The following is a 12,905-nucleotide window of genomic DNA, read 5'->3' on the forward strand; positions in this document are numbered from 1 at the left end:
GATATGGTTTACTTCAATTACAGGATAAGTCATTGTTATGTTCCCAATTTTTCAATTATTATGGGTAATGATATTCGAAAAATAATTAACGAGAGAAAAACGCCAATGAGGGTCAATAAAGTTACAACCAGCAAGTGGACAATGTTCTCTGTATGGCCAATTGTTAGCAGATTTCTTGCAGCGATTAGGACGGGGCTGACAGGATTGATTAAGTTAAGTAAAGAGAAAGGGAACTTGTCAGGAAAACTATAAACGACTGGTGTAGCAAAAAATAATAACTGAATAACTATCGGTAAGGATGTTGATACATCGGAATATAACATTCCCAATGGTGTGATTAGCGTTCCAATAAATATTCCCAATAAAATCAAAACCAAAATCGCAAATGGTGCTAATAAAATCCCCGCATATATTTGTACTTTAAAGAAAATTAACACCCCTGTAATTATTAACATTTTGATTATCACATTAAACAACACCCCGAAAAAGGATGCTAATATCAAAGATTCTCTGGGGAAATATATTTTGACCAGATATGGTTTTGCATTAATTGTTGTTTTAAGGGGGGCATTCAAGCTATCCGAAAAAATTTGCCAAAGGGTTGTACCAATTAATACATAGACCGGGTATGGCACCATTGTGTCAGCAATTGAGATGACATTCCTGGTTTGAAGAAAAATAAAGATCAACGCCGTGATTATTGGTGGAAAAAAAGCCCAGAAAATTCCCAAAAAACTTTGTCTGTACTGTGCAGAAATATCTCTTAAGAATAATCGCCATGCCAAATCCTTTGCCCCAATTAAATCTTTGAAAATTGTTGCAATTAATTTTTGAGGCTTTCTTAACGATGTTTCAGCATTATAGGTAGCGATGATTTCGATTGATTGGTTTTTCATCAAACCTCAATTCAAGAACGCTGGTTAAATTTATAACGATATAGGAAAAGGGAAATAATTAGTAGAACGGGAAATATTAAACCAACATATATGGGATTTGCCGGGTTTCCAGGTGGTTGTTCCGGAGTAAACGAGGGGGTTGTTGATGGTTGTTGGGTGGTCAGGTTAGTTCCTGCGGTTTGAGTTATTACCATTTCTTCTTCAATAGTGGGAATAAGTGTTGGCCACGGGGTCGGAGAGAGGGGAGGGGCATCCAAAATTGTTCCTGTCATTACCATGATCTCATAAATCTGGCTGCCATACCATGCAGCAACAATGGTATTCCCATTGATTATGGTAACAGCTGGATTGGTCATGTTTTCATCACCGCCATAAACTGAGGCAATGGTGGGGGGGCTCCACCGTTCCTCCCCCAGATAAACGCTATGCCATAACCCCAATCTTTCTCCATAAATATCATAACCTTCACGAACGCGATTAGCCAAAAAGGCATGTAGCCGTCCATTACTGTCAAAGGCAAATTGCACTGCCCCATTATCACCGATCAGCGAAGGAAATACATCAAAGGGTTTTGTCCATGTCTTTCCACTATCATAGGAATACATTGCTCCGCGATAGGCTCGGAATCCCCCTTCCCAAATAGTAATTAACTGACCGGTGCCAAGAAGGGCCATGTTATTCCAGTCTCGTTCATAATCATTTTGAAGCCGAACGGTCAACGGAAATGGTTCTGCCCATGTTTCACCGTTATCTTCCGAATAGGTGAAGTATATAGCCTGACCGTTTCCTGAAAGGTCCCACTCGGTCCAGGAAATATAAATACGGTTTGGCGCATCAAGCAAAATTCGAATATTGCTTCCGCCCCTATCCGGGTCGGAAAAATTATAAAGATCGCGCGTATCGGACCATGTCGCTCCTTTATCCATCGAGTTCAAGTATGTGATTGCCCGTCCTTCCAATCCGCCAGTGCCCCGCGCATAAACTATATGCAAACCCTGTTCAGCGTTGTAGGCAATATCCGCAGAATATTGTTGTCCGGTAAGATTTCTGGCCAGTTGGAGGGGTTGCGACCAGGCGTTATTATTGGTTGCTTTCCACGAAGAGGCTTGACGATAATAAAGTGCGTAATGAGGAAAGTTTGGCAAAGTCATCCAAATCAGATGAATGGTTCCAGTTTCATCAATCACACCGCGAGGAAAAATGGCAATAGGATTACCATCACTCAAAGGCGAAATATATAAATCAATTGGTTGGGTCCAAATATTTCCATTCCACGCAGAATACATGATGGTATCTGCTGCGTTTCCGGGTGTGGGGCCTGTCTTTTCAGCCCAGAATAAGTGGGCAATTCCAGCAGGATCGGCCAGTAAAAATGGATCTGTGGATGTTGCGGGAGAATTTGAAATATTGACTGGCCGCTGCCAATTGATGTCAACGGCCTGAGCCCCGGTGTGAGAGGAAGGGATCCCAAACCAGATTATGAGCAATAAACATAACGGCAAAAAAATGGAAAGTTTGCTTTTCACGTTTTTTTGATCTTGTTGGAAAAAATTGCAAAGGAAATTCAACAATTAAGTATTTAATTTGTTTAAGAATCGAAATACCAGCACCCCTGCAATAACCAGGATAGAAAAGAACATCCCAATCAAGATACCAATGGTTGGACTTAGACTTGCGGTTGGCGTGACATTGATTGGCTTTGTCGGTTCAATCATGGGCGGGGCATTTTGTTCCGTTGGGCTTGCTGGTTCGCTTGGAATTGAAGGAAAATCATTAGAAGTTGGGGGTGAAGAATCCGGAGTTTCAATCAACGGTAAATCATCCAGCGTTTGACCGGTGAAAATGAGGCGATATTCAGGCTGATTAACCGCAGAGTTGAAAATTTCCACTGGAATAATCACACCCAGATACCCATTCTCGGTTACTAAGGCATTAGGTGAGCCAAGAGCAGAAATTGAGTCGATGGTAATGTCTTTGGCCTGTTGGTTCATCCAATTAGTTTCCCAAATCAGGTGTTGCAGGGTGTAAAGATTTTCGGCCGGTTTTATAATCTGAAGTAAATGAACGCGTCCCGAGGAATCCTCTATTACAGCAGGTGCCCCAATTTTTTCACCAAAAAGCGAAAATGGTTTAATCCTTTCCCATGATTGGCCATTATTGAAAGAGTATTCATGCCATACTTCAACCTGACCGTTATTTGACTCTTGCCAAAACCGGTGAATCGTTCCATTGGCACTCACCAGAATCCGGCTCCAGAAAACCGGCAGATTACTGAGCTGACTGATCTCTACCCAGGTGCGGCCCTGATCTGTGGAGCGACTATAATACAACTCGACTGGTTGCGATCGGCTCGCATTAAACTTATACCGTTTCCAAAGGAGATGGTACTGAAGATCGCTGCCGATGCTCAGTTGCGGATCGTTCATCATTTCAATTTTCAAGGTTGCCCCATCCAAAACTTTTACTGGTTCACTCCAGGTTACCCCTCCGTCTTTGGATGTTGTGAGGTATATGCCTCGGCCTTCATTAATTGGTACAGCATAAACAACCACAATTACTCCGTTGGGATCGACCAGTATGCTTGGAGAGTCGCCGACCTGTGAAGGAGATGAAATTTTTATGGGTGGCGTCCATGAAGAAGCGATTACTGCCTGGTTGGCAGGTACAGCAGAAAAATAAATTTCCCCTTCCAAGCCATCCTTCCAAACCAAAAGCAATTTATTGGTAGCCGGATCAATGCTGGCAGATAATTGATCTAAATAACTGTTGAAGGCTCGTTGAATAGCTATTCGATTAGACCACACTCGCTGGTTCTCCCAGCGAGAATAATAAATGGTGTTTTGCGGCAATCCTAATTCTTCATCACCGGCGAGATTCCAGAAAACATGCACCCAGCCGGCTGTATCGGTAGTGGCTGTAATTGAAGTGAAACGAATATCGCTGTTATTAATTGTTTCAATTGGTTTCCACAATGAACCCTCCTGGAACCAATCACCGATATCATTCATCTTTCTCTCTTTCCACCAAATGTCTTTTCGCTCCAAATCAGATGCCACCAGATTCAGCAAACCATCACTGTCAATTGAGATTTGTTGATTGGTTAATGTCAGAAAAGTGCGGCTGTCAGCATCATATGTTTGAATCATTTCCGACTGTTGCCTTGATTCGCTCCAGCGAAGACCATTCCATGCGGTGAGTAGAATCTGGTCGCGATTACCGGTCATCAAAAGTAAATATTGATTTTGATAATTAAGCAATTCGGATGTTGTGGCACATCCCGGAACTTCTTCAAGTATTCGTCTTGGTTCACTCCAGTTAGCCCCGCCGTCTTCGGAGTATTGAAATGATTGAGAACAGCTCAAACCAGGTTGTCCATCCTGATACACCAGCAGAACTTGATCGGAAAGGTTCGCGATTTGAACATTATAAGGGGTGGTTGGACTGGGACGGGTCAACTGACTGACAATTTCTATAGGCGGCTCCCAATCATTACCTCCATTCAAGGAACGGGCAAAGAAGAGTGCTTTTAGGGGGCGATTCTCCCACGCAAGAAAAACCTGGTTTGCGCCTTCGTTGCCAGTTGCGCTAATCTGTACGTTTGCCGTATCACTATTTAATGAACGGAAATAACGAGAGGTATAAATTCTAACCGGTTGTTGCCACGTGCTGGCGTTTAAGTTTGTCTTTCGATAATAAACACCAGCAGGTCTGTTTTCGCTTTCAATTGTCAGGGCATAAGCCAAATGAACAACCCCGTCAGTATCTGTGACGGCGTCAAAGGCTGCTACACCATCCGAGATAAGTACAGGAGCGCTCCATACTCCCGAATTGCCGAGGTTATCACTATTACTCCACCGATAGTATAAATTTCCCTCGTCGTCAACCCAAAAAGCATGAATCTGATTATTGGCCCCAAGATATAGTTTGGGAACAAATACTTCGCTTGGGGAATTGACGGGTTGAGGCGTTGACCAACTGGTTCCATCGAATCGAGCGTACATCAAATCGTCGAATTCATCCAACCAGAAGATGTGGGTATTCCCTTTGGAGTCGATGACAAATGATGGAGAGCTAGATGAACCCGAAACTGACACATTAATCGGGTTTGACCAGATGTTTTCGTCCTGTGCTAAAGCATCTCTTGGCAAAAGGGCAAGGCATATCATCATTAAAAATATCAGTATATTTTTAAGCATCAAATTTTCCTTAAGAGTATGGGTAATAGGCATAAAGCAACCTTGAATAATCTGCTTACCCAAAAAGTACTCGATAAGATAATCTTCCTGCTTTTTTCTCGACGCCTTCCATGAAGAGCAAGGGGAGAAACAGCGTAATAGCACCAACCACGATTACGATCAGTATTTGAAATGACAGAATTTGTTTAAAGCCGATTGCAATTAACAGGAAGTAAAGGATATTGATAATCATCAAATTTATCAGATATAAACCATAAGATCGTTTTCCTAACCGCTCAAAAAAACGAGCGAAGGGGATCTGGTCTCTATTGATAACCAGCAATCCCAACAATCCAAATAATGGGGTGATGATTTCGATTATTGGAAGATTGGTAAAACCCAATTGTGTTGAAATTGCCAAACCCAACATCAACAAAGTGATTACAAAAACAAAAGTCGGTGACTTGCCGATTTGTTTTTTAAAAGCTTCCGAATTTAAACCGTAAATAATACCCAACGGATAAAAAATGCCCCATAATGCAATCGGCAATCGGATAATTGGTAAGGCAAAGACATTTGCCCAATTCGGGATAACTTCCCCGAATATGTCTGGTCGTAAGAGTACTACGAGAAAAGATTGATAAGACAAAAAAAGAAGAAAGACCAACCACGCTGCTTTTCGTGAAATCCAGATCAGAAAAGGTGCAAGCAGGGTAAAGAAGAAAAGTAACGGCACAAAATTGTTTGGGTAGCCCACAATCAAAGATTTCGCATAGCCAATCACTGTTTGCTGCTTATTAAATAACACATACTCTAAAATATAATAAAACAAAGACCAAATCAAGTAGGGCAGGGCAATATACATCAAGTTGTTTGGGATTAGCCGAAACATTGACTTGAGATTTTTTCCCTGTGCTGCATAAACAAAATAACTTGCTGCCAGGAAAAGAAATAAAGGAACAGCGAATATCCCTAATTCCTTTATCGAAATCAAAATAAACTTTTGCCATGGGGGAACAGTAATTTCTTGATTTCTGGCAAATTGCAATCCTAATGTGACGGAATGATTGATGATTACCAGAAGAATTGCAATACCACGCAGCGCAGGGAAATGACGACTCACAAAAAATTATCCTTTACTTATGCCCATTATTCGAAGACTGGGGTTCTTTTACCAAAAATCCACGATCCTCTAAAAATTGAATAATCCTATGGGCATTTTCAAGAGGTGAGGAGTTAACCGTTTCCAATGTGATTTCTGGGCTGATTGGTTCCTCGTAAGGATCATCAACACCTGTGAACCCCGTCAACTGACCGCGGCGAGCTTTGGCGTACAAGCCCTTAACATCTCGGCTTTCACACAGGTCAATCGGTGTATTTACAAACACTTCAATAAACTTGTCGCTTCCGACCATCTTGCGAACCTCATTGCGTGCAGCCCGATATGGGCTAATTGCAGCACAAATAGCAACCCCATTATGGCGAACAAGTTCACTGGCAACAAAACCTATCCTTAAGATATTCGTATCGCGGTCTTCTCTGGAGAAACCGAGCCCTTTTGACAAATGGGTACGCACCACATCACCATCCAATAAAGTTATCTGACGTCCCCGCTCCAACAATAATGTTGTCAAAATCTCGGCAGTAGTGGACTTTCCTGACCCACTTAAACCCGTGAACCAGATGCAAAAACCCTGCTGGTGACGTGGAGGATAAACCTGTTGAAGAATCTGAGCAGTTTCCGGGCGGGTAAACCATTCGGGCAGCATGATACCCTTCTCAAGAAAATCTTCCCTTATTTGAGTTCCAGAAATGTTGAAAACACGTGCACCCTCGGGAACTTTACTGATTTCTTCGTAACGCTCCTCGTCAGCAAGATAAACCAATTCCTTGAATTCAACCGGTGCAACACCAATTTCCTCTGAATATTGAGCAAGCAGTGTTTGAGCTTCGTAAGGTCCATAGAAGGGATTCCCATAGCTATCTTTGCCAGGACCAGCATGGTCTCTACCAATAATAAAGTGGGTTGCCCCGTAATTCCGGCGGATGATGGCATGCCATAAAGCTTCTCGCGGACCAGCCATACGCATTGCCAAAGGCAACAAACTCAGCAAGGTTCGATTCGGATCGTAGTATTTATTAACCAAAGTGCGATACACTCGCACCCGCGTGTAATGATCAACATCTCCCGGCTTGGTCATTCCCACGACGGGATGAATGAGCAAACTGCCATTGACCTCTTCGGCAGCGCGTTTGGTTAATTCCTCATGAATACGGTGCATTGGGTTGCGGGTCTGAAAAGCAACAACCTTTTCATACCCCATCTTAGAGAGTTTTTCTCTAACTTCAAGAGGAGAAAGTCGTAATTCAGAAAAATCATAATTGGCAGGTAAATTGATTACTTTCATATTGCCAGAAATATAGACTTTACCCCAGTGGAGCATCTCGGAAATCAGTGGGTGACGTGGATCAGTTGTTCCCAAGACAAGACGGGCTTCCCGTTGAGCATCCCAATGAAACACCTCTTCAATTTCCATCACTGCCAGGGTGTTATTTCGTGAATCACACAAATTGATCCGATCAGCAAAAGAAGGTAGTTCTTTTTCATCAATTGGTAAGGTCACCGGGATTGGAAACAAAGTTCCGTTTTTCAGGCGCATTTCAGTAAGCACCCTTTCATAATCCTCTTTTCCCATAAATCGGTCCAAGGGGGAAAAAGCGCCTGTTGCGAGCAACTCAAGATCACATACCGAGCGAGCAGAAATTTGAACGGAAGGTAAGTGCTTGGACTCTTCAATAAGGGCTAATCTTTCTTCTCCCTGTGCCAGTAAATTGATTAATTTACCGCCAAACGGTGATATTAATTCGGTTTGAGTTTTTGTCTTCGTCATTTTTATAAAGTCCTTTGGATTTAAAAATTTCAGGGCAAGATGTGCTCGTTGAAAAGCGCCGGTAGTGTGCACACAGCTCTCACCCTGAATTGGATTAGAATGATGGGGTAAGTTGTAAGGGTGGGCGTCTCAGATATTCGGTTGTCCTCTTCTTTTGTTGAATGTCCAGTGCGATACGATTAACTTGCTCTTCGCTCAATTCGAGCTGTGCAGCAATTTCTGCTGGTGAATATCCCTTTTCAATCCCAAACCAGATCAGGTCTAGCACTTCAAAGGGGAGGCGGAAGAAAAATTCTTCCTGTGTACTGCCGGCACTATAAGTATCCGAAGTGGGAGGTCTTTGCTGAATTTCTGAAGGAATTTCAAGATATTTGGCCAGTTGATATACCTGACTTTTGAATAAATGCAATATTGGACTTAAGTCCACGCCACCATCACCGTATTTTACAAAAAAGCCAAGATCATGCTCGTTTTTATTGGCAGTGCCTGCAACGGCATAATTTTTTCTTTCAGCATGATAGTAAAGCATAGCCATTCGAGTCCGTTGTTTAAAATTTGAAGCAGCCATAATCTGCAAGAATTCCGCGGTGGGGATTCGCTTTGTAATTTCTTCTCCATCAGGGGAAACAACCGTCAAGTAAAATACATTTAGCGTTTGTTCATCCAACAAACTACCGGGAAGTGTGATCTTGGATTTCCACGCCCCACCAAATTGAGGAACGATTCGGCGAATCGCCTCATCCCTTCTTTGGTAGCATCCCGCACCCCTCAATGCGTCGGAAATATCCTCAGTAAGGGTTTCTATTCCTAATGTTTTTGCCAATTCAAGAGCCAATTGCTTGCTTTCCGGACTGGATTCCGACTCTGGCAGAAGTATGCCAAGCACTTTTTGATTGCCTAAAGCTCGCACACACAAAGCCGCCACAACGGATGAATCAATTCCTCCACTGATACCTACTACAACGCCACGGCGATGTAGGTCGTTGAGAACCGAAGTCTTAATCCAATTAGCAATTCTCTCAGTTTCTTGCGGGGCATCTATTTGGAGTATGTTTTTCGAAAAAACGGGTTGCTTTAATATTGTCATTTTTCCTCAGAGAAAGTACGTTAAATTATCATTTTATCAATTACTTTTATCGGGGCATATGTCGTTTGAATCAAAGGGTGATTTTTTTGAATAAATTGATCATCCAATATTTGAGTCGAGATTATTCCAACAATTGCCATCTCCTCAATTTCGCTAAGTTGCGCTTCATTGGAAGCTTTCATTACCAGTTTCTTTACGGCAAGCGGATTGAATATGCCACTTTTAATAATGCTTTTTTCACTTAAGAGGTCATTCAGGTACTCTGGTTGAGGGTTGCTAAAGAACGAGGCTTTAATTGGCGCCCGGTATGGACGCTTCTTGCGTTTCCATATCTCCTCAGGGAGAAGTGCACTGGCAAACTTTCGCAAGAGGTATTTTTCGTTCAATCCTCTTAACTTGAAATTATCTGGCAATTGATTACAAAACTCCACTAGACGATAATCCAAAAAAGGGAAACGTCCTTCGACCGAGTGAGCCATTGCCGGACGATCACCCTGGGAAGACAACAGGTAAGGTGATAGGAAAGTTACCATCTCCAGATATTGGGCTTGAGCCAATTTTGACCAGCGTGTAAAGTCTGCCGGGATCAATAATTCTTCATAGTCCACACCATCTTTGAATGAATTTTTGAAAAACTTTAACGTTCGTGCTGTGTTTTCCCAACGGATAAAGTGCGAATAGAAAGGTGAATTGGTTTCCATCAACCTTCGTTGGAAAAATGCCATTACAAACTCAGAGGATTCTCTTAATCGTGGAATATCCGAATATAACTTCTTAAAAAGAAGTGGTCGGAGCGACGATGCGGGATCTTTTGCCACAAATCTGCGAATCTTCATCTCTTTGAAAATGTCATAACCCGCGAGGATCTCGTCTGCTCCCTCTCCGGTCAAAACAACTTTGTACCCATTCTCCTGAACAAGTTTGGATAAAAGAAACATTGGGGCGGGAGAGGTGCGTAAAATTGGGCTTTCGGTATGCCAAATCACCTCAGGAAAAACCCGGCCGATGTCATCTGGTGTACAGTGAATGACCTGATGGCGTGTACCCAGGTAACGAGCCATTTCCTGTTGAAAATCACTCTCATTGAACTCTTTTGTGCTAAAGGCAATTGAAAAACTATCTAAGAGTGTTTCGGTATATTTACGGATGATTGCAGCAATAGTTGAAGAATCCAGGCCCCCACTCAAATAAGCGCCTACCGGAACATCTGCACGAAGTCTGATCCGGGTGGCATCAATCAATAAGGCAGAAAATTGCTCCAAAATCTCTTTTTCAGATCTTGAACTTCCACCATTTTTTCCCTGATGGATTTCTTCTTCAAAGGATAATTGCCAATACGGTTCGATAATCAAACGATTTTGACGATATAAGAGATAATGACCAGGCGGAATTTGCTTCACATTTTCAAAGGGGGTACGAGGTGGTTGGGGTGCCCAATATGTGAATGCCTGTCTCAAGGCTTGCAGATCATACTCCAGATTGAACCCAGGAACCGCAAGGAAGGATTTGATCTCGGAAGCAAACAAGAGAGATTGATGGTACTGTGAATAGAATAAAGGTCGTATTCCGAGCCTATCCCGTGCCAGCAAAAGGGTTTTCGTATTACTATCCCAAATGCCAATTGCAAATTGACCATTCAGACGATTCAGACAATCCGTTCCATATTCTTCGTATAGATGAAGAATTACTTCGGTATCGGTCTTTGTTGTAAATTGATGCCCTTTTTTCTCCAGGAGTGGTCTCAGTTCAACGTAATTAAAAATTTCCCCGTTGAATACGATCCAGATCGTACCATCTTCGTTAGAGATCGGTTGAGAACCGCCTGCCAGGTCAATAATACTCAATCTCGCACTGGCAAGACCAACCTGATCATCACGGTAGATTCCAAATTCATCCGGCCCGCGATGGTGCAATGCCAGGATCATTGCCCTCAATACGTCCAGAGAGATGAGATTATTTGCTGTAAAATTGTAGATTCCACTAATTCCGCACATTGTTGATTATCGCAGATCGGTTTTCTTAATTTTCCCGGATGTGGTTTTGGGGAGTTCGTCCACAAATTGAATGTATTTGGGGATCATGAAATCTTCAAGATGATTTCGACAAAATCGAAGCACTTCTGTTTCCGTAAGCTCCGAACTGTTTTTTACAATAAATGCCTTAATTGCCTGACCAAGCAGAGCATCTTTCACACCGATAACGGCCACTTCCTGAACACCCTCAATTTTATAAAGGACGTTTTCAACTTCTTTTGGTGACACTTTTTCCCCGCGACTTTTGATGATGTCATCTTTTCGGGCAACAAAGTAGAAATAACCTTCCTCATCCATTCTGAACAAATCGCCGGTATAGCACAGTCTTTCTCCAGGGATTCTTCCGGGGCGAAAACGTTGTGCACTCAGTTCCTCATCCCCCCAATAACCCCGCATGACGTGTCTGCCTCGCACTACCAGTTCGCCAACTTGACCCGCTCCAAGACGATTCCCGTTCTCATCCTCAATCCATACCTCCGTGCCGGGTATTGCTATTCCAACCGAGTCAGGGCGAACATCCAGTTGAGAAGGTGGAAGGTATAGCGTTCTTTTTGTTTCAGTTAACCCGTACATGGAAAATAATCTTACCCCGGGGAATGTCTCTCTGATTTTCAAAATATGCGCCGGCGGAAGTGCAGCCGCGGTATTGGTCATATAGCGAAGGCTAGACAGGTTATAAGATGATAAATCCATGTTGACCAACATGGAAAAAATGGTGGGAACACCAGGAAAACCGGTGACTTTTTCTTTTTCAATAATCGAAAGAATCTGTGCAGGATAACTAAACCCTTTTTCAAGGATTAGCCGGCCCCCAAAAGAAAACACCATGAAAAGCTGATAAAGCCCGTAATCAAATGATAAAGGCAATACATTGATCACAATATCATCTTCAGAATTGCCAATATAGGAAGTTATCGAATTGACTGCAAAGATGATATTGCTATGATCCGACATTACGCCTTTTGGCTCACCGGTGCTGCCGGATGTGTAAATGAGACAGGCTAAATCTAAATCAATATTTTTTGCGGGTAGTTGATTTGCAGTGGATGAATCAAGAATTTCTTTCCAGGTAAAACATTCAGATTCGATCTCCTCAGATGAATTTTTTTCTCCAGCAAGGATTAAGAACCTGATACTGGGACAGGATCTTCGCAGCTCTGGTACCATTTTTTTTTGTTGTGAAGAAAATATCAGAGCTGAAACTTCGCAGTTATTGAGGATATAAACCAGCTTATCAGTTTTTGTGGTTGCATTGATCACAACAAAAACGGCATCACATTTCAAAACGGCAAAAATTCCGATCACAAGTTCAACACTATTCTGAAGAAAAAGCGCAACCCGGTCTCCGCGTTGAATTCCTTTCATTCGTAATCCATTCGCCAAACGATTTGCGTGATTTTCTATTTCGGAATACGTGAGCCGGTTATTCCCACAAACCAGAGCAATCTTATCAGGAAATCTTTGCGCACTCTGTTCAAGAAATTCCTGAACCAACTTAAATTGGCTCATTGAGAAGTAACACCTTTTGTGCGAAGGTAATTTGCAAGGTTCTTGACCGAATCGAAATTGGCCGGAACAATCTCGCGATCTTCCACCCGGATACCAAAAGTTTCTTCGACATATGCAACAATTTCCATCACATTCATCGAATCAACAATCCCATTTTCCAAAAAGGAAGTTTCTTCAGAATATGGGTAACCTTCATTGGTAAAAAGAATGTTCTCGGCAATATAATCTTTAATTTTTTGTTCAATTGGTTGATTCATCAGAAAACTCCGAATGGATGTAATGAGGGTTTTACCCAAAATTCAAATAATTTATTA

General features: G+C 42.3%; 9 protein-coding genes. All 9 read right to left on the reverse strand.

Translation table 11 applies throughout. The features are described 5' to 3' along the window. Positions 1–35 precede the first annotated feature (35 nt). The 9 genes from VAE48_RS02780 to VAE48_RS02820 all read right to left on the reverse strand — a co-directional run bounded on the left by VAE48_RS02780 (position 36) and on the right by VAE48_RS02820 (position 12,848). On the reverse strand, positions 36–896 hold the full coding sequence (locus VAE48_RS02780; RefSeq protein ID WP_322791786.1) for an ABC transporter permease: 861 nt from the start codon (positions 894–896) through the stop codon (positions 36–38). 11 nt (positions 897–907) lie between these two features. Beyond that, the gene (locus tag VAE48_RS02785) at positions 908–2,422 is read right to left on the reverse strand and encodes a sialidase family protein (RefSeq protein WP_322791787.1); all 1,515 of its coding nucleotides are present in this window, start codon (positions 2,420–2,422) and stop codon (positions 908–910) included. 45 nt (positions 2,423–2,467) lie between these two features. Next, positions 2,468–5,155 carry a sialidase family protein gene (locus tag VAE48_RS02790; RefSeq protein WP_322791788.1) on the reverse strand — a complete coding sequence of 896 codons (2,688 nt, stop codon included), beginning with the start codon at positions 5,153–5,155 and terminating at the stop codon, positions 2,468–2,470. Beyond that, positions 5,148–6,194: an acyltransferase gene (locus tag VAE48_RS02795; protein WP_322791789.1), complete on the reverse strand. Its 1,047-nt coding sequence runs from the start codon at positions 6,192–6,194 to the stop codon at positions 5,148–5,150. Before VAE48_RS02795 ends, VAE48_RS02790 begins: the two co-directional genes overlap by 8 nt. Positions 6,195–6,207: 13 nt before the next feature. Then, a complete protein-coding gene (locus VAE48_RS02800; RefSeq protein WP_416181015.1) occupies positions 6,208–7,962 on the reverse strand; it encodes a bifunctional sulfate adenylyltransferase/adenylylsulfate kinase in 1,755 nt (584 codons plus the stop codon). 94 nt (positions 7,963–8,056) lie between these two features. Continuing rightward, entirely contained in the window at positions 8,057–9,049 is a 993-nt protein-coding gene (gene nadE, locus VAE48_RS02805; protein WP_322791791.1) for an NAD(+) synthase, read from the reverse strand. 20 nt (positions 9,050–9,069) lie between these two features. Then, positions 9,070–11,043 (reverse strand): asparagine synthase (glutamine-hydrolyzing), encoded by a 1,974-nt coding sequence (gene asnB, locus VAE48_RS02810; RefSeq protein WP_322791792.1) that lies wholly within the window; start codon positions 11,041–11,043, stop codon positions 9,070–9,072. 6 nt (positions 11,044–11,049) lie between these two features. Next, positions 11,050–12,591, reverse strand: coding sequence for a class I adenylate-forming enzyme family protein (locus tag VAE48_RS02815; RefSeq protein ID WP_322791793.1), 1,542 nt, complete (start codon positions 12,589–12,591; stop codon positions 11,050–11,052). Continuing rightward, positions 12,588–12,848: an acyl carrier protein gene (locus tag VAE48_RS02820; protein ID WP_322791794.1), complete on the reverse strand. Its 261-nt coding sequence runs from the start codon at positions 12,846–12,848 to the stop codon at positions 12,588–12,590. Before VAE48_RS02820 ends, VAE48_RS02815 begins: the two co-directional genes overlap by 4 nt. Positions 12,849–12,905: the final 57 nt, after the last annotated feature.

Source organism: Bellilinea sp. (genome assembly GCF_034432615.1).
GTDB lineage: Bacteria > Chloroflexota > Anaerolineae > Anaerolineales > Anaerolineaceae > Bellilinea.

What these genes read in the sequence shown, in the direction of transcription:
- VAE48_RS02780 (WP_322791786.1), bottom strand. Translation starts at nt 896, where the DNA reads ATGAAAAACCAATCAATCGAAATCATCGCTACCTATAATGCTGAAACA.
- VAE48_RS02800 (WP_416181015.1), bottom strand. Translation starts at nt 7,962, where the DNA reads ATGACGAAGACAAAAACTCAAACCGAATTAATATCACCGTTTGGCGGT.
- nadE (WP_322791791.1), bottom strand. Translation starts at nt 9,049, where the DNA reads ATGACAATATTAAAGCAACCCGTTTTTTCGAAAAACATACTCCAAATA.
- asnB (WP_322791792.1), bottom strand. Translation starts at nt 11,043, where the DNA reads ATGTGCGGAATTAGTGGAATCTACAATTTTACAGCAAATAATCTCATC.
- VAE48_RS02815 (WP_322791793.1), bottom strand. Translation starts at nt 12,591, where the DNA reads ATGAGCCAATTTAAGTTGGTTCAGGAATTTCTTGAACAGAGTGCGCAA.
- VAE48_RS02820 (WP_322791794.1), bottom strand. Translation starts at nt 12,848, where the DNA reads ATGAATCAACCAATTGAACAAAAAATTAAAGATTATATTGCCGAGAAC.